The 15,366-nt window shown below is 70.2% G+C and carries 12 protein-coding genes and 1 tRNA gene; 6 read left to right on the top strand and 7 right to left on the bottom strand.

What is annotated here, in order from left to right:
- Positions 1-13: 13 nt before the first annotated feature.
- Positions 14-85: transfer RNA gene (locus ACFU53_RS40110), tRNA-Val, on the bottom strand.
- Positions 86-238: 153 nt separating this feature from the next.
- Between ACFU53_RS40110 and ACFU53_RS40115 the strand changes: the two genes are divergently transcribed.
- From ACFU53_RS40115 to ACFU53_RS40125, 3 genes are all read left to right on the top strand, one after another.
- A complete protein-coding gene (locus ACFU53_RS40115; protein ID WP_384004329.1) occupies positions 239-1,024 on the top strand; it encodes a DUF4097 family beta strand repeat-containing protein in 786 nt (261 codons plus the stop codon).
- Between the two features lie 99 nt (positions 1,025-1,123).
- Positions 1,124-2,575: a hypothetical protein gene (locus tag ACFU53_RS40120; protein ID WP_384004331.1), complete on the top strand. Its 1,452-nt coding sequence runs from the start codon at positions 1,124-1,126 to the stop codon at positions 2,573-2,575.
- A 91-nt stretch (positions 2,576-2,666) separates the two neighbouring features.
- Positions 2,667-3,314 carry a DUF4383 domain-containing protein gene (locus tag ACFU53_RS40125; RefSeq protein WP_384004333.1) on the top strand — a complete coding sequence of 216 codons (648 nt, stop codon included), beginning with the start codon at positions 2,667-2,669 and terminating at the stop codon, positions 3,312-3,314.
- Between the two features lie 19 nt (positions 3,315-3,333).
- Here the strand turns inward: ACFU53_RS40125 and ACFU53_RS40130 are convergent, their stop codons facing one another.
- The 3 genes from ACFU53_RS40130 to ACFU53_RS40140 all read right to left on the bottom strand — a co-directional run bounded on the left by ACFU53_RS40130 (position 3,334) and on the right by ACFU53_RS40140 (position 8,053).
- Positions 3,334-4,473, bottom strand: coding sequence for an amidase domain-containing protein (locus ACFU53_RS40130; RefSeq protein ID WP_384004335.1), 1,140 nt, complete (start codon positions 4,471-4,473; stop codon positions 3,334-3,336).
- A gap of 116 nt (positions 4,474-4,589) precedes the next feature.
- Positions 4,590-5,879, bottom strand: a complete 1,290-nt coding sequence (locus ACFU53_RS40135; RefSeq protein WP_384004337.1) for a hypothetical protein — start codon at positions 5,877-5,879, stop codon at positions 4,590-4,592.
- Between the two features lie 47 nt (positions 5,880-5,926).
- Entirely contained in the window at positions 5,927-8,053 is a 2,127-nt protein-coding gene (locus ACFU53_RS40140) for a transglycosylase domain-containing protein (protein ID WP_384004345.1), read from the bottom strand.
- 471 nt (positions 8,054-8,524) lie between these two features.
- Between ACFU53_RS40140 and ACFU53_RS40145 the strand changes: the two genes are divergently transcribed.
- Positions 8,525-8,746, top strand: coding sequence for a zinc ribbon domain-containing protein (locus ACFU53_RS40145; RefSeq protein ID WP_257564033.1), 222 nt, complete (start codon positions 8,525-8,527; stop codon positions 8,744-8,746).
- 156 nt (positions 8,747-8,902) lie between these two features.
- Positions 8,903-9,622, top strand: a complete 720-nt coding sequence (locus ACFU53_RS40150; protein WP_384004346.1) for a DedA family protein — start codon at positions 8,903-8,905, stop codon at positions 9,620-9,622.
- Positions 9,623-9,640: 18 nt separating this feature from the next.
- Here ACFU53_RS40150 and ACFU53_RS40155 read toward each other — a convergent pair whose 3' ends face one another.
- From ACFU53_RS40155 to ACFU53_RS40165, 3 genes are read right to left on the bottom strand one after another with little or no spacing between them, the layout of a single operon-like run.
- The gene (locus ACFU53_RS40155; RefSeq protein WP_384004339.1) at positions 9,641-10,459 is read right to left on the bottom strand and encodes an HAD family hydrolase; all 819 of its coding nucleotides are present in this window, start codon (positions 10,457-10,459) and stop codon (positions 9,641-9,643) included.
- The gene (locus ACFU53_RS40160; protein ID WP_384004341.1) at positions 10,459-13,323 is read right to left on the bottom strand and encodes a phosphoribosyltransferase domain-containing protein; all 2,865 of its coding nucleotides are present in this window, start codon (positions 13,321-13,323) and stop codon (positions 10,459-10,461) included. Before ACFU53_RS40160 ends, ACFU53_RS40155 begins: the two co-directional genes overlap by 1 nt.
- A gap of 53 nt (positions 13,324-13,376) precedes the next feature.
- The gene (locus ACFU53_RS40165; RefSeq protein ID WP_384004343.1) at positions 13,377-14,543 is read right to left on the bottom strand and encodes an HpcH/HpaI aldolase/citrate lyase family protein; all 1,167 of its coding nucleotides are present in this window, start codon (positions 14,541-14,543) and stop codon (positions 13,377-13,379) included.
- Positions 14,544-14,733: 190 nt separating this feature from the next.
- Between ACFU53_RS40165 and ACFU53_RS40170 the strand changes: the two genes are divergently transcribed.
- A partial coding sequence (locus ACFU53_RS40170; protein ID WP_384004344.1) for a TerD family protein occupies positions 14,734-15,366 on the top strand: 633 nt, incomplete at its 3' end.

Raw genomic sequence — 15,366 nt, forward strand, 5'->3', positions numbered from 1 at the left:
GTCCTCGTCCCGGTGGGCATGGACGGTTTCGAACCGCCGACATCCTGCTTGTAAGGCAGGCGCTCTACCCCTGAGCTACACGCCCGAGTACGAGTCGACAGCCTACATTGCGCGAAGCGGTGCCCGGCAAACCGATAACCGGGGGTTATCCCCACCCCGGTTCCGGGAGCGGCCCGGATCCTCTTCAAGACGCCCGCTCCGTACGGTCGAAGGACAACGGACGACAGGGGAGATCGCCATGGCACGCACGGTTCGTACGGCTCGCAGGTCACGCTCGGGAGCGGTGGCCGTCGCCGGTCTCGCCGTCGCGCTCATGGCGTCCGTCGCCGCGTGCGGGGCCGACGCCGGGGAGGACCGGGACCCGGAGCACCGGAGCTTCGCTCTCGACGGCCGGACGCTCACGGTCGACTCGGACGACTCCGCGCTCGAACTGGTCGCGGCGGACGTGGACGAGGTCGAGGTGACCCGGTGGTTCGAGGGGCGGGTCATGGTCGGCGGGAAGCCGCGGGTGACCTGGGAGATGAAGGACGACCGGCTGAAGCTGCGGGTGGAGTGCTCCGGCATGGTCGCCGACTGCGCGGCCAAGCACCGGATCGAGGTGCCGCGCGGGGTCGCCGTCGCCGTGCGGAGCGACGACGGGAGTGTGACCGCGAAGGGCTTCGCGGAGCCGCTGGAGGTCCGGACTGCCGACGGTGCCGTGCGGGTCAGCGACTCCTCCGGGCCCCTGGAGCTGCACAGCGACGACGGTTCGGTGCGCGCGCTCGGTGTCGAGTCGCGGAGCGTCAAGGTGAGCACGAAGGACGGTTCGGTCAAGCTGGAACTCGGCGTCGTACCGGACCTGGTGGAGTCCCGCAGCGACGACGGCTCGATCAGTATCGCGCTGCCGCGCGACACGTCGTACCGGGTGGACTCCGGCAGCGACGACGGTTCCGTGGATGTGTCGGTGCCCCGTGACGAGGGCAGCTCCCATGTGGTGACCGCCCACACCGAGGACGGCTCGGTCAGTGTGCGCAACGTGGACTGAGAGGCGTCCGGGAACCTCGAACCGATCGACCCGTGTTTTCGTCCTTGACCGGTGGGAGAATGGCACCGGTCAGGGTGGATGAAAGCACGGGAGAGGGATGTGACGGCGACACCTGCAGAGCCGTACACGCCGATTGTGCCGAGCGCACAACAACCCCACAGCCGTGCACCACGACCAGAGCCCCACACGGCCGAGAGCCGTACGACCCGCCCCCGGCGGGCCCGTCGCTCCGCCGGCCGGGACACGGTCGCCCTCCTCGCGCTCCCTCTCCTCGCCGCGCTCGTGCTGCCCGCGGCCTTCGCCGGAGGCGGGACTCGGCGGTGGTTCGGGGGGCGGGCGGAGAGTCAGCGGGCCGAGGCGCAGGCGGCGAAGGACGCGGCGGCGGCCGCGTTCTACGAGCTGGACACCGCGCAGCGGGATCTGCGGATCTCGATAGAGACGATCACGGCGGTGGACGACTCGCCGGGCGCCCGCCGGGCGGCAGACGGCTTCGAGGCGCTGGGGCGGCGGATCGACGAGGTCAGCCACCAGTACATCAACGCCGTCGACGCCCACGACCTGGACCGGGACGACCTGGAGGCCTCCGTCGCCGCCCGGGCCCGGACCGAGCTGACCGCCGCCAAGGACGAGCTGGGGCGGGTCAAGCAGGAGCTGGACCGGTTCGCCCAGGGGCTCGAGCCGCTGCTCGGCAAGGCCGAGACCCAGCTGGCCCGGCTGGTCCCGGCGGTGGAGCGCGCCCGGCAGGGCCTGCTCGCCGCCTCCAACGCTCTGGACGCCGTACGGGGTTCGGAGCTGAAGGCCGACGACCTCGCCGCCCGGCTCGCCGCCCTCGCACCCGAGCTGACCAAGCTCAACCAGGGGGCGGGGCAGCACGGCGTACGGGAGACGCTGGAGCGGGCCGACCGGGTCGTGCGCGAGGCGGAGGCCGTGCGGGCGGAGGCCGAGCGGCTGCCGGAGAAGGCCGCCGAGATCGACCACCGGCTGGTGTCGCTGCGGACCCGCGCGGAAGCCCTGGGTACCCGCGCGGGACAGGTGCCGCAGGTGCTGAGCGAGCTGCGGCGGCGGTTCGTGGCGGCCTGCTGGCAGGACCTCCAGCAGGTGCCGGACCAGGCCGCGCGGGACGTCGAGCAGGCCCAGCTGAAGCTCCGCGAGGCACGGGCCGCGCGGGACGCCCAGCGCTGGCCGGACGCGACCTCGCTGCTGTCGACCGTACGGGCACTGCTGAACCACACGGACGAGGCGGTCTCGGCGGCCGGCGACCGGCTGCGGCGGCTGAACGCCGTGCAGAAGGACCCCCAGCAGGAGATCGACCGCACCAGGTTCGCCATCCGGGACGCCCAGCGCCTCGCCATGACCGGCCGCTCCACCCCCGATCCGCGCCACGCCCGTCCACTGGACGACTCCGTCGGCCGCCTGGACCGCGCGATCGCCACGCTGGAGGGGCGCCACCCCGACTACTGGCACTTCCTGACGGAGACCGAGGCCGTACGGCAGGACGTGGCCCATGTGGTGGACCAGATCCGCAAGGAGCGCGGCGCGGGCGGTACCTGAGGCGCCCGGGCCACTGGGTTGCCCGGTGGAGCCCCCCGGCGGATGCTGAAGGGGTACGCAGGCCTCCGCTCACACCCGACGGGAGGCGGACATGGCCACGCACGCCACGCACACACTGCGTCCGAGCAGGGGTCGGCACGCGAGTCCCCGGCGGCGGATCAGGATCGACGAGCACCTGCCCGTCGACCACCGCCTCAGCAGGGTCTACCGGTTCGGGGCGGGCCTGATGGGTCTGTTCCTGCTCGTCTTCGGCATCCTGGGCCTCATCGACAAGGTGGGCTGGTTCGACACCCGCGGCGACGAGGTCGTGGGGCTGAGCACCAACGGCACGCTGAGCGTCCTGTCGATCGCCGTGGGGCTGCTGCTGCTCGTCGGCATGGTGATCGGCGGCAACTTCGCCTCCACGCTGAACATGACGCTGGGCGTCCTGTTCATCCTGAGCGGCTTCGCCAACATGGCCCTGCTGGACACCGACTCCAACTTCCTGGCGTTCCGCATCCAGAACGTCCTGTTCAGCTTTGTCGTCGGCATCCTGCTGATGACGTTCGGGATGTACGGCAGGGTCGGCACGGCGCTGCCGCACGACAACCCGTACTGGCGGGCCCGCCACCCGGAGGAGTCGGAGCGCGAGAAGCGGCGCAGGGCCGGTGTGGGGATGGCGAAGCTGGAACGGGCCGACGCCCTCCCCGAACCGGAGTCCGGATCGGAATCCGGGACGGACGGGAAGGGCGCCGGCTGAAGCACCGTGCGAGCTGGGCTCAGGTGCGGTACGCGTAGTAGTTCGCGGTCGGGTACGAGGCGATGATGCTCGCGACCGAACGGCGGTAGGTGTCCGCGTCGTGGTACGTCAGGTACGGGACGCCGCTGGAGCTGCGGTAGGTCGTCATCATGGAGTGGTCCTTGGACCCGTCCTTGTTGAAGTCGACCTGGAGCACGTCACCGATGTCCATCTGGTAGACGTTCGCGAGCGCGGTGGTCCGCTTGGCGGTCTGGGTGAACCAGGACCACTCGTCGACGCCGATCCAGGCGTCGGCCGTACCGTTCGACGCGTAGTACCAGGTGTCGTACTCCTCGGGCGTGACCTTGGAGATCTGCGTCCAGCCGCCCGCCAGGAGTCCCTGGCTGAGGTAGTTGGTGCAGTCACCACCGACCGCGTTGTACTTGCGGTACGCCGAGTTGTAGTTCTTCCAGTACTTCTCGGTGTACGTGGCCATCGCGTTGTAGTTGTACGCGCCGCCCGTGAGCGTCTTCGGCTTGGCCACCGGGTTGCGGGTGGTGGCCGCCTTGGGGGCGCTGATGATCGCCATCGGCGTACGGCTCAGCTTGGCGTCCGCCGCGGCCACGGGCTCGTTGATGCGGGCGGCGCCGCCGTCGGTGGAGCGCATGGCGGTCAGCTGCCAGGTGCCGTTCGCCTGGAAGGCGAAGGTCAGCACGTGGTGCGCGTCGAAGCCCGTGGAGGCGGGTTCGTCGCCGCGTATCTTCTTGTACTTGAGGGTCGTGGTCTCGGTGACCTTGACCGTGGCCTTCTTGCCCTTGACCGTGGCGCTGTCGACGGTGACCTTGGTGTCCGCCGACGTGTACGCCTCGCCCAGGCCGGCCAGGCGGGACTTGGTGCCCTTCAGGGCGCTCAGCTTGCCGTCCTCGGCCTTCTTCTGGCCGGAGGACAGCGCGACGCCGCCGGTGGGCTTCAGCGACTTGCGGGCGGCCTTGCTGCCGAGCAGGACGGCCGTGCGGTCGGTGAGCACGTTGTCCGCGACACGGCCGAAGGCGTCCTTGGTCGCCTTCGTGACCTTGGGCGTCGACGGGGCGGCGTGCGCGGCGGTGACCGGCAGCAGTGCGGAGGCCAGCACGGCCGCCGTGAGGGTCGAGCCTGCGAGGCTCAACGTCCTTGATCTCACTGTGAATCTCCTTGACCCCGGGTTGGTCTTACCCGAGAGACGAATCTTTACATGACCTCCTCAAGTGGAGTGAGGCCAGGGGGAATAACAAGTGCGCAACATGGGTATGCATGCGGCTATTTCACGACGGTCGCCCAGTCGGCGGGGGCCTGGGCGGGGTCGAGTCCGCGCAGGTTCGCCAGGGTCTCCGGCGTCTGGACGTCCATCCAGTCGGCCAGTTCGTCGAAGGACACGCACTTCACGTCCTTCTTCACGCACACGGTCTTGATGACCTCGTCGACGGCGTTCATGTAGATGCCGCCGTTCCACTGCTCGAAGTGGTTGCCGATGAGCAGGGGTGCCCGGCTGCCGTAGTACACGCGGTTGAAGCCGGACATGTAGGTGTCGATGGTCTCCTGCTGCCAGGTCGGGTACATGGCCGGATCGCCCTCGGTCTGACCCTCCGACTGGTTGTAGAGGAAGTTGAAGTCCATCGACAGCGCCTGGTACTCGTCGTTGAACGGGAGCATCTGCAGCGGGAAGTCCCAGATGCCGTTCTTCTTGCCGGGCCACACCTGGAATGCGCCCGGCGAGCTGGCGTCGTAGCGGTAGCCGAAGTCCTTGACGGCCTTCATGAGGTTCTCCTGCCCCTCCAGGCAGGGGGCACGGCCGCCCTTGATGGCGTCGATGCTGAACGGCAGCGGGTCGAGGTCGGTGTCGCCGGTGTTGGTCTTCCAGTTCGCGACGAAGGAGTTGAACTCCTTGATCTCCTGCTTCCACTCCGCGACGCTCCAGTCGCCGCCGCCCTTCTCCCCGCAGAAGTGGCCGTTGAAGTGGGTGCCTATCTCGTTGCCCTCCTCCCACGCCTTCCCGAGCTGGTCCAGCGTGGTGCGGATGTGTTCGTCGGTGGGGTAGCTGATCGCGGCGGCACCCTTGTCGTGCTGCGGCGGGTCGTAGAGGTCCCGCTTCTCCTTGGGCAGCAGATAGATGCCGGTGAGGAAGAACGTCATATGGGCGTCGTACTTCTTCGCCAGCTCCCGGTAGTGCTGGAAGAGTTCGTCGTCGCCGGCGAGCGCGCCGTCCCAGGAGAAGACGACGAACTGCGGCGGCTTCTCACCCTTCTTGAGCGGTACGGCCTTCAGCCGCCCCTTCTGCGGGCCGGTGTAGGAGGTCGAGCCGTCCCCGATGACCTTCGTCCTGCCGTCCCACTCGGGCTCGGAGTTCTTCGTGGCCCCCTTGTTGCTCCCGCTGCCGGCCGACGAAGCGGTCGGCGCGGTGTCGGCCGAACGATTCAGCACCATGTAGCCGCCGACCAGCGAGGCGACCACGAGGAGCGCGGCCAGGGTCAGGAACTGCGGGCGGGTGGTGCGGCGCTGCGGGCGCGCCTTGCGACGGCGGCCCTTCTGCGGCTTGCTGCCAGGCTTCATGTACGGCTCATTCTGCGAGGGTGGCGGGTCCGGGTGCTCATCGGTGGTCAGCCGATACTCATCGCACTGGACCAGATGTCGTAGGGGACGCCGGAGTTGGGCGTTCCGGCGATCCCGTCGAGCGGCAGCGGCTCCAGGCTCTTGGCGAGGTCGATGCGGTAGACGACGACGGCGGTCGACACGTCCTCGGCCGTCCCGACGTACCAGGCTGCCTTGTCGTCCTGTGTGGTCCCGCCCTTGCCGGCCACCTCGAAGGAGGCGGCGCCGAGCGAGGTGGGGTGGTCGGCGCGGTAGGCGTCCGTGAGCGCCGAGGTGACCTCGGCGGCCACCTCGGCGCCCACCGCGCGCTTCGGCTTCGGGGTGTCCAGGGCGACCTTGGACCCGTTGTGGGTCACCTTCCGCACGGAGTACGGCTCGGTGTGCTTGCCCAGGGCGGCGAAGGTGCTGTAGCCGCTGGCCATGCGGATCGCGCTGGGCGTGGCGCTGCCCACGGACAGCGCGGGCACCTGGGCCCCGAAGCTGGAGGAGAGCAGTCCGGCCGCCTCCGCGGTGTCGCGCACCTTGTCCAGGCCGGTGTCCATGCCCAGTTGCATGAACGGCGTGTTCACGGATCCGGCGAGCGCGTCGTGCAGGGTGATCGGGCCCCAGGATCTGTTGCCGTCGTTGTGGGCGGAGACCTGATCGCCGTCCCGGTCCCAGTACGGTCCCTCGGGGGTGGTCACCGGGACGGCGTCGTTGCCGTCGTACACCGTCACCGGGGTTACAGGTGTAGCCTCGCCGCCGCGTTCCTTGACGACACCGTGTTCCAGGCCGGCGGCGTAGACGAACGGCAGGAAGGCCGAGCCGGACGGGACGGTGGTCGCGTTCGACTCGTTGTAGCCCTGCTTACGGTGGTCGGGGCCGCCGTAGACGGCGAGGATCCGCCCTTCGGCGTCGACCGAGGAGGCCCCGAAGTGAGCGTCCTCCGCCTTCTTCGGATCGTCCTTCCGCACGTCCTTGCGCGCCTTGGCGACGGCGTCGGTCAGCTCGGTCTGCCGGTCCTTGTCGAAGGTCGTGTAGATCTGGTAGCCGCCCCGGTCGAACTCCTGGTCGGTGAGGTTCGCGGCCTTCTTCGCGTACTGGGAGGCCAGCTGCACCAGGTAGTCACTCTGCTTGCCGGTGTCGTTCTGGTTCGACTGTTCGATCGGCTCGGGAAACTCCGTGTACTTGGCACGCTCGGCCTTGGACAGCTTGCCGATGTCCACCATCCGGTCCAGGGTCCACTCCCAGCGCTCGACCGCCCGCTCGCGGTTGGCCTTGCTGAGGGAGGGGTCGTAGAGGCCCGCGCCCTTGAGGAGGGAGGCGAGGACCGCGGCCTCGCTGACGTTCAGGTCGCTGACGTCCTTGCCGTAGTACGCCTGGGACGCCCGCTGGATGCCGTAGGTGCCACGGCCGAACCAGCTGGTGTTGAGGTACGCCTCCAGGATCTTGTCCTTGCTCATCTTGTTGTCGAGCTTGAGGGCGATCATCGCCTCGTCGAACTTGCGGCCGAGCGAGCGGTCCTGGGACAGGTACACGTTCTTGACGTACTGCTGGGTGATCGTGGAGCCGCCCTGGGTGTCACCCTCGCCGACGGTGCGCACCAGGGCGCGGGTGATGCCGCTGACGGAGATGCCCGGGTCGGAGTAGAAGCTCGCGTTCTCCGCGGCGAGGACCGCCCAGCGCACGTCCTCGGGGACGTCCTTCAACGGCATCGCCTGGCGCCGCACCCAGCCGGTACGGGCCATGGGGGTGCCGTCGGACCAGAAGTACACGTTGTCCTGCTGGGTGGCGAAGGTGTTGAGGTCCTCCGGTATGTCCGTGGCGGCGTAGGCGACGGTCAGCAGCATGCCGCTGAAGCCCACGGCCAGTCCCGCGGCCCCCAGCGACTGCCGCCAGGACGGCACCCAGCGCCGCCAGTCCGCACGGCCGGGGCGCGGGTACTGCGGACGCATCCGGCGGGCGAAAGGGGCGAAGGGCGCCAGCCGTGAGCCGGCGACGGCGGTGAATCTGGCCAGAACAGACGGCCTGGCCGCCTTGCGTCGGCCCCTTCTCCCCTGCTTCGGCTGCTCCTGCGGGCTGTCGAACGCGCCCGGCTCGGGCAGCCGCAGCTGCATGGTCTCGTCCGCCGGGGCAGGGGGCAGCTTCAACTGCATGGTGAGGTCGGACTCCCGCACCTCCTCCGCCCGCCCCTTCGCCGGGGCACGTCGACGGCGCGCGCGGCCCTCACCCTCGGAACCGGTCATGTTCTCCGGGTCGGTCACTGGCAGGCTCCCGCGCGCGGGCGGCCCCAGCGATGCGCGGCAACTGTTCGGCGGTGCGCGGCAACCTTCTGCGCGCGCACGGCGACTATGCGACCGGGAGACATGGCTCCCGGTCGACCAAGGACAGCGGTCATTACTGTCCCCCCTCCCCACTTGGCATCGCTCGTGTGGACGGTCACAGCCGCCACACCCGCGGCCGTGAGCCCCCTGTTCCCCCGGCCTTTCGGCCTCCACACAGCGACCACAAATTATCAGTCAGTTTCACAACTGCTTCTGTCAGTAGCGTGAAAATTTGGCCAGTGTGATCGACCAGCCAGAACCAAGGCCCCTTGCCGCCCCCCGGACGCCGGTTAGCCTGTGCCCATGCCTCGCTACGAGTACCGCTGCCGGACCTGCGGCGACACCTTCGAACTGAGCCGCCCGATGGCCGAGTCGTCCGCCCCCGCGGACTGCCCCGTGGGGCACTCCGACACGGTCAAACTTCTGTCGACGGTCGCCGTCGGAGGGTCGGCCGCCGCGTCCGCACCCGCGCCCCGGGCGGGCGGCGGCGGTGGCGGGTGCTGCGGTGGCGGCTGCTGCGGTTGATCAACACACTTCGATCAACGGCCACCGGACCGGGAACGTTCACCGGTCCCGCAGCCGGCCACGAACATTGACCAGTCTCTCAGTTCGCCCCCGGGCGTTCGCCGTTCCCTCAGGCTGTCTTCAGCTTCGCTCACCTAGCGTGCCCCCATGACAGCCATGCAAGCGGAGTCGATGAGCGGCGCGCCCCTGTGGATCACCGGTCTGATGGATCTGCTGGGGGCGCCGGGCGCGGGGCTCGCCGTCGCGCTGGAGAACCTCTTCCCGCCGATCCCCAGCGAGGTCATCCTTCCCCTCGCCGGCTTCGCCGCGAGCACCGGGCAGATGAGCCTGCCGGCCGCCCTGCTGTGGACCACCGCCGGCTCCGTCATCGGCGCCCTCGCCCTCTACGGCGTAGGCGCCCTCCTCGGCCGCGAACGCACGGTCGCCATCGCCGCCAGGCTGCCCCTGGTCAAGGTCGCGGACATCGACAAGACGGAGGCGTGGTTCCTCAGGCACGGCACCAAGGCGATCTTCTTCGGCCGCATGATCCCCGTCTTCCGCAGCCTCATTTCCGTCCCGGCCGGCGTAAAACGCATGCCCCTGCCCGTCTTCACCCTGCTCACCACCCTGGGCAGCGCCATCTGGAACACGGTCTTCGTCCTGGCCGGCTACTTCCTGGGCGCCAACTGGACAGAGGTGACGGCGATCGCCTCGACGTACTCGAAGATCGTCCTGGGCGGAGCGGCCGTGGCGGTCCTGGCCTTCGTCCTGGCCCGCTTCCTGGGAAGGGGCAGCTCTTCAGGGGCGCGGGGCGCCGACATATGCGGCTCCGCCGCGCGGGCCCGACAGGCCACGACGGACCCGCAGCCCGAAACGCACCGCACCCCCACCCCCTGACCGGCCCCCGAACCCAGCTCACCGCTCCCGCGCGGCCCGCAAGAACTCCCGAAGAATCCGTTCCCCGGCCACCACACCCCGCTCGGGCAGCGCACTCACCGCAGGCCCGACAAATCCCTCGTCCGCCAACTCCCCATGCCCGGGCCGCCAGGCCCGATCCGCGGCAAGCAACAGATCCGCGTCGAGCAACGAGTCGCCCGCGGCCAACGTCAACTCGGCCCCGGTTCTCCGCGCGACCTCACGCATCGCCGCACTCTTGGTCAACGGCTTCGGCACGGCGTAGAGCTTGCGCCCCTGGACGGACACGGTCCAGCCCCGGTTCTCGGCCCACACCGCGAGGTCCTTCACCCACTGATCGGGGAGCAACTCGCGCTCGACGACGAGATAGACGAACAGATCCTCCGCGACCCGGTGCTTGCGCAGCCACGCCGGGTCCGTCGTGGCCTCCAGATGGTCCCGCACCTCGGCGAGCGGCGCGCACTCCTCCGCGAGCCGGGCCGTGACCCGCTCGTGCCAGGCGTCGTCCGTGACGCCGTCCACCAGCAGATGCCCGCCGTTGGCGCAGATCGCGTACTTCGGCTCCGGCCCCGGCAGACTGATCCGCTGGTACTGCTTGCGCGTCCGGGTCGTCGTCGGCACGAACACCGCCGCGTCCCCCAGTTCGGCGAGCAACTGCGAGGCCGTCTCCGTCATGTACGACAGCGGCCTGCTCTCGTGCACCTCGACGGTGAGCAGCCGGGGCGCCCGCGCGTCCGGCATGGTCAGCGCGAGCGCGGCGGACGAGTAGATGAGCGTACGGTCGAGATCGCTCGCGACGAGAACCCTGGGACCCGGCATCAGACCGCCACCGCCTTGCCGTCGGCGCCGGTCGCGCCCCGCGTGTACTGCGGGTGGATCAACCCCACGCACGTGTACGGCAGTTCGGCCACCTCTTCCACCGGTACCCCTCTCTGTTCGGCGAGCAGACGTACGTGGTCGAGGTCCGCGCCCGCCCCGGCCCGCGCGAGGATCTTCCACGGTACCCGGCGCAACAGCACCCGAGTGGTCTCCCCGACACCGGGCTTGACCAGGTTCGCGTCGTGGATCCCGTACTCCTCGCTGATCCGCTCGACGGCCGCCCAGCCCTCCCAGGTGGGCGTGCGATCGGTGGCGAGCAGCTCCTTGGTACGGGCGTCGACGGCATCCGCGACGTCACCGAAGCGATGGGCGATGGCGTCCAGGAAGCCCACCGACACATCGACGCCGGCCAGTTCCCGGTAGAACTTGGCCCCGTGGAAGTCGTCGGGCCCGACGAGATCCGCGCGCAGCACGGTCCGCGATATCAGCCCGGAAACGGTCGAGTTGAGGCAGGCGGACGGAATCAGGAAGTCCTCCCGCGTTCCGTACGTCCGCACGCACGACCCCGGGTCGGCGAGCACGGCGATCTCCGGGTCGAACCCGGTGATGCCGTCGGACTCCTCGAACTCCAGGAGCGCGGCGGCGAGTTCACGGGTGATCGCGCCCTTGCCGGTCCACCCGTCGACGAACACGACGTCGGCGGGGTCGTGGTGAGCCGCCAGCCACCGCAGCGCGTTGGCGTCGATACCGCGTCCCCGCACGATCGACACCGCGTAGTGCGGCACCTCGACCCCGTGCCGGTACTGCGCCCACCGCCGCATCAGCACGCCCACCGGCGTCCCGGCCCGCGCCAACGACACGATGACGGGCCGCGGGGACCGCTCGGCCAACACGGTCTCGGTCACAACCCCCACGGCCAGCGCGATCCGCTCGGCGGAGGCTTCGAGCGCACTGTGGAAGAGGGCCTGGTACTGCTCACTCGGCTGGTACTCGACCGGCAGGGACTCCGCGTAGTGCGCGCCCCCACTCTGAATGGCCTCCTCCCGCTCCTCGGTCGGCGCCTCCAACGTCACCTCCGAGAGATCCCGCAACAGCCACCCCACCTCGTCGGGCGCATACGAGGAGAAGGCAGGACCGCGCAGGGGGTCGGGGAGCATGGAGGACCTTTCGGTGACGTGCGGGGTCGGGGACGCCGGGGCAGGCGGTTCGATGGTGGACGGCGGGGCGGGCTCGGGGGCGGCGTAGGGCGGCTCGTGGGCCTCGGCCGCCGGCGGGCGCGTGCCGCTCGGCACGGCGCCCGTCGAATCGGTGCCCGAACCGGTCGCCGAAGGCGCCGAACTCGTCCCGTACGGCGGCTCCGGTGCCGCGTCGGTCTGCGACGGCTCGTCCGTGCTGTCCGCCACGCGCTCTGCCCGGCGGTGTCCTTCCGCCGCCTCGGTCGGCTCGTTCACTCCGGTCGCCCCGAACCGCCGGCCCCCTTCTCCCGCCGCAGCGGCGCTCGGCCGAGACGGTGTGTCCCGGCGGTGCCGGACCGGGGGGACGTACGACGGGACGACGGCCACCAACACGCTCGGCGTGTGCGCGGCAAGGGTCGCCGGCAGGCCGTTCTCCGCGTGCAACGCGGGCGTATCCGCAGCCGAGTCGACGACGGCGACCACCACGTCGAACCCGCCGCCCGCCACGTTGTACGCGTACCGCTCCCCGGGCCCGTCCGCAGGGTCGTCGTGCGCGGGGAAGACGATGCGGCTGCGTATCGCGTAGCCGGGGTCGTCGACGGCGAGGACGGGTGACCGCGTGGTGGTGGAGAACCGTATCTCCAGCCCGTCCGTCGACTTCTCCAGCTCGCGCGCGAGCGCCAGCGGCGCGTACATCAGCTCCTCGAAGCCGAGCACGAGTACCCGGCGGGCACCCGGCGGCAAGGCCGCCGCGAGGCGCGCGGCCATACCGGGCAGTGCCCTCTCCAGACGCTCACGATGGGAGGGAGTGAAGCCGTGCCGCCCACCATCAGGCACGCCGTCCGGCCAGCCCAGCTCGACCCGGGTGACCTGCCCCGCCCGAACCGCGACCGCAGGCACCGCAGCCCCCTCGTACTCCGCGACGAGCGCCTGCCCCTTCTCCAGCACCCCCTCCGGCAGCCGCACGGTTCCCTTCGCCGCGGCCACCAGATCCACCCGCGCCCCGATCTCACGGGCGAACTCGGCCAGCCGCCCCTGGTCGGCGGCCGACCGCATGTCGACCAGCGCGACGACGACGTACCGCCCCCGCGGATACCGCTCGTGCAGCGCGCGGATGGTGTTGAGGACCGTGTTCCCGGTGGAGAACTCGTCGTCGACGAGCACCAGCGGCCCCCGCCCCGCGAGCAGCGTGGGGTCCTCCGGCAGGAGCAGATGCGAGGTCGCGTGGGAGTGGGACTCCTCGAAGCCGCCCGCCTGGTGGACGCCCTCGACCGGGCGCCGCGTGGAGTGGAGGTAGGGCGCCTCGCCCACCCCGTCCGCGACCGAGTGCCCGAGCCCGGTGGCCGTCTCGGCGTACCCGAGGACGACCGCGGTCCGCGCCCCGGCCGCCCCCAGCAGCTCCCGCACCCGTCGGCCCAGCGCGAACCCGTGCCCGTGCACGACGGCCGGCGACTGCGGCACGTGCTTGCCGAGGACGTTCGACACCAGCAGATGCGCCCGCTTGGGGTTGCGCCGCAGCGCGAGCCCCAGCAGCCCGTTCAGCTCCTCGTCCCCGACCAGTTCGACCCCGAGCCGCTCGCCCACCCAGGCCCCGGACCAGACCCCGCCGGACGGGTCGGACGTACCGGTCGCGCCAGACCTGTCGGTCGCGCCGGACGTACCGGTCGTCTCGTTCGCTGCGTTAGTCATCGATTCCTCAGTCGGTACCACGTGAATGCGGACGTCTGTCACAGGCGGGAGGTTCAGTCGGGCAGACCCGCGGCCAGCAGATCCACGAACCCGATGTCCTCGTTGGCGACGCCGAACACCTCGGCGCGCTGCAGCACCCTCTCCGCCCAGGCGCGATGCGGCTTGACCTCGTTCATCTTGTTGCGGGAGGCGGAACGCAGAACCCCGCCCCCGTTGCGGTCGGGCCGCACGATGTCCTGGGCGTCGCCGAACTCCTCGTGGCTGACCACGGACAGCGCGTGCACCGGCAGGACGTGCGAGGGATGGATGCAGGTCTTGCCGAGCAGCCCGTTGGCCTGGTCGAGGGAGATCTCGCGCAGCAGACCGTCCAGCGCGTGCTCGATGAGCGACTCGCGCAGCTCCCCGGCCCGGTTCGCCAGGAAGGGGCTGGTGCGCAGCTGCGGCTTGAACATGCGCTCCTGGACCCGGAAGTACTCCCACACCGGCCCGGTCACCGTGAACCCGGTGCCGTCGGCGCGCCCCAGTACGTTGACCACGTCCGCGATCACGGAGGCGACGATCTGGACGTCGTACGCGGTCATGTCGGGCGGTCGGCGCAGGGCGTAGGAGGAGCAGAAGTCGGTGACGCCGAGGCGCAGCGCGAGGACGCGGTCGCGGTACTTGTCGACGGTGTGGGCGATGCCCTGGAGTGCGTCTACGCGCGTCTCCCTGTACATCAGCTCGGGCGATTCGAGGACCGGCATTCCGAACAGCCGCCGCCCGCTCGCGGACTCGGCGGCGGTGAGCGCCTCCAGGAACGCGACGCCCCGCTCCTCGGTGAACTTCGGGAACACGAACCCGGACAGCAGCCGTACGGCCGGGCCGAAACGGCGTACGAGGTCGGGTATCTGCTCGGGGAAGCGGACTCTGATGAACAGCAGCGGAAGCTCGACGTCCGGCCGCCCGGCGAGGTCGGCGAACTGCCGGACGAGGTTCTCCTCGGCGCCCACGACCTCCGCGTCGTCGATGGAGTCCTCCAGGCACAGCACCATGGAGACCACGCCACGCCCGGCCTGCTTGACGATGTCGTCGGCCAGCCGCTCCCGGGTCGCCGGGCTGTAGAGCGTGGCGCCGAGCGCGGCGGCGAGCACGCGGGCCGGGGAGTCGGCGTCGAAGACTCCCGGCTCCCGGTAGAAGAGACGCTGACGCTCCTCAGGGGCGATGTGCCCGAAATGACGCATGTGATTCCCCCGTGTCTGCTGGGCGTCCGGTCACGATCGTGGCCGGTAATAGTACGTACAAATGTGTGACATCAGTTCCCGCCGGGCGTGAAGTTCTGGTAACCCGGCCATGTCGGGCGCTGGACGATTTCACTGACGATTCGCCGCCCCCGCGTTGTCGTGATCAGGACCGAGAGGGCAGGATGACCGCATGACGCACGCGATGCTGAAGGGGTCGAACGTCCCGATCGAAGCCACGGCGGTCCGCGCCGTGCTGCGCTGGGCGCCCGGGCAGGGCGCCCCGGTGGTCGACGCCTCGGCGCTGCTCCTCGGCCCCGACGGCCGCGTACGGTCCGACGAGGACTTCGTCTTCTACAACCAGCCACGCCACCCCTCGGGCAAGGTGTGGCGACTCGGCCAGAAGCGCGTGGCCGAAGGCCTCACCGACACGATCCAGACCGACCTGGCGGGTGTCGAGTCCGCCGTCAGCCAGATTCTTCTCGTGGCCTCCGCCGAGGACGTCTCCTTCGGCCGTGTACGGTCCCTGCGCATCCTGCTGTACGACGCCACCGTCGCCGACGCCGAACCGCTGGCGTACTTCGACGTCAAGCCCGAGACCGGCGAGGAGACCGCCCTGATCTGCGGTGAGCTCTACCGTCGCGGCGGCGGCTGGAAGTTCCGCGCCCTGGGCGAGGGCTACACCAACGGCCTACAGGGCCTCGCCACGGACTTCGGCATCTCGGTCGACGAGTCGGGGGGCGGGGCGGGCCCCGCGGCCCGCCCCCCCCCCCCCCCCCCCCGGGACGATACAAAAAAAACACCCCACCAAGACCACCTCCCGGCA

It is taken from the genome of Streptomyces sp. NPDC057474 (assembly GCF_042802555.1).
In the GTDB taxonomy this organism is placed as follows: domain Bacteria; phylum Actinomycetota; class Actinomycetes; order Streptomycetales; family Streptomycetaceae; genus Streptomyces.

Bases quoted from the DNA above. Each gene is read 5' to 3' on its own strand.
- ACFU53_RS40115 (WP_384004329.1), top strand. From the start codon at position 239: ATGGCACGCACGGTTCGTACGGCTCGCAGGTCACGCTCGGGAGCGGTG.
- ACFU53_RS40155 (WP_384004339.1), bottom strand. From the start codon at position 10,459: ATGCCGGGTCCCAGGGTTCTCGTCGCGAGCGATCTCGACCGTACGCTC.
- ACFU53_RS40145 (WP_257564033.1), top strand. From the start codon at position 8,525: ATGCCTCGCTACGAGTACCGCTGCCGGACCTGCGGCGACACCTTCGAA.
- ACFU53_RS40140 (WP_384004345.1), bottom strand. From the start codon at position 8,053: ATGCAGTTGAAGCTGCCCCCTGCCCCGGCGGACGAGACCATGCAGCTG.
- ACFU53_RS40135 (WP_384004337.1), bottom strand. From the start codon at position 5,879: ATGAAGCCTGGCAGCAAGCCGCAGAAGGGCCGCCGTCGCAAGGCGCGC.
- ACFU53_RS40165 (WP_384004343.1), bottom strand. From the start codon at position 14,543: ATGCGTCATTTCGGGCACATCGCCCCTGAGGAGCGTCAGCGTCTCTTC.
- ACFU53_RS40150 (WP_384004346.1), top strand. From the start codon at position 8,903: ATGCAAGCGGAGTCGATGAGCGGCGCGCCCCTGTGGATCACCGGTCTG.
- ACFU53_RS40125 (WP_384004333.1), top strand. From the start codon at position 2,667: ATGGCCACGCACGCCACGCACACACTGCGTCCGAGCAGGGGTCGGCAC.
- ACFU53_RS40160 (WP_384004341.1), bottom strand. From the start codon at position 13,323: ATGACTAACGCAGCGAACGAGACGACCGGTACGTCCGGCGCGACCGAC.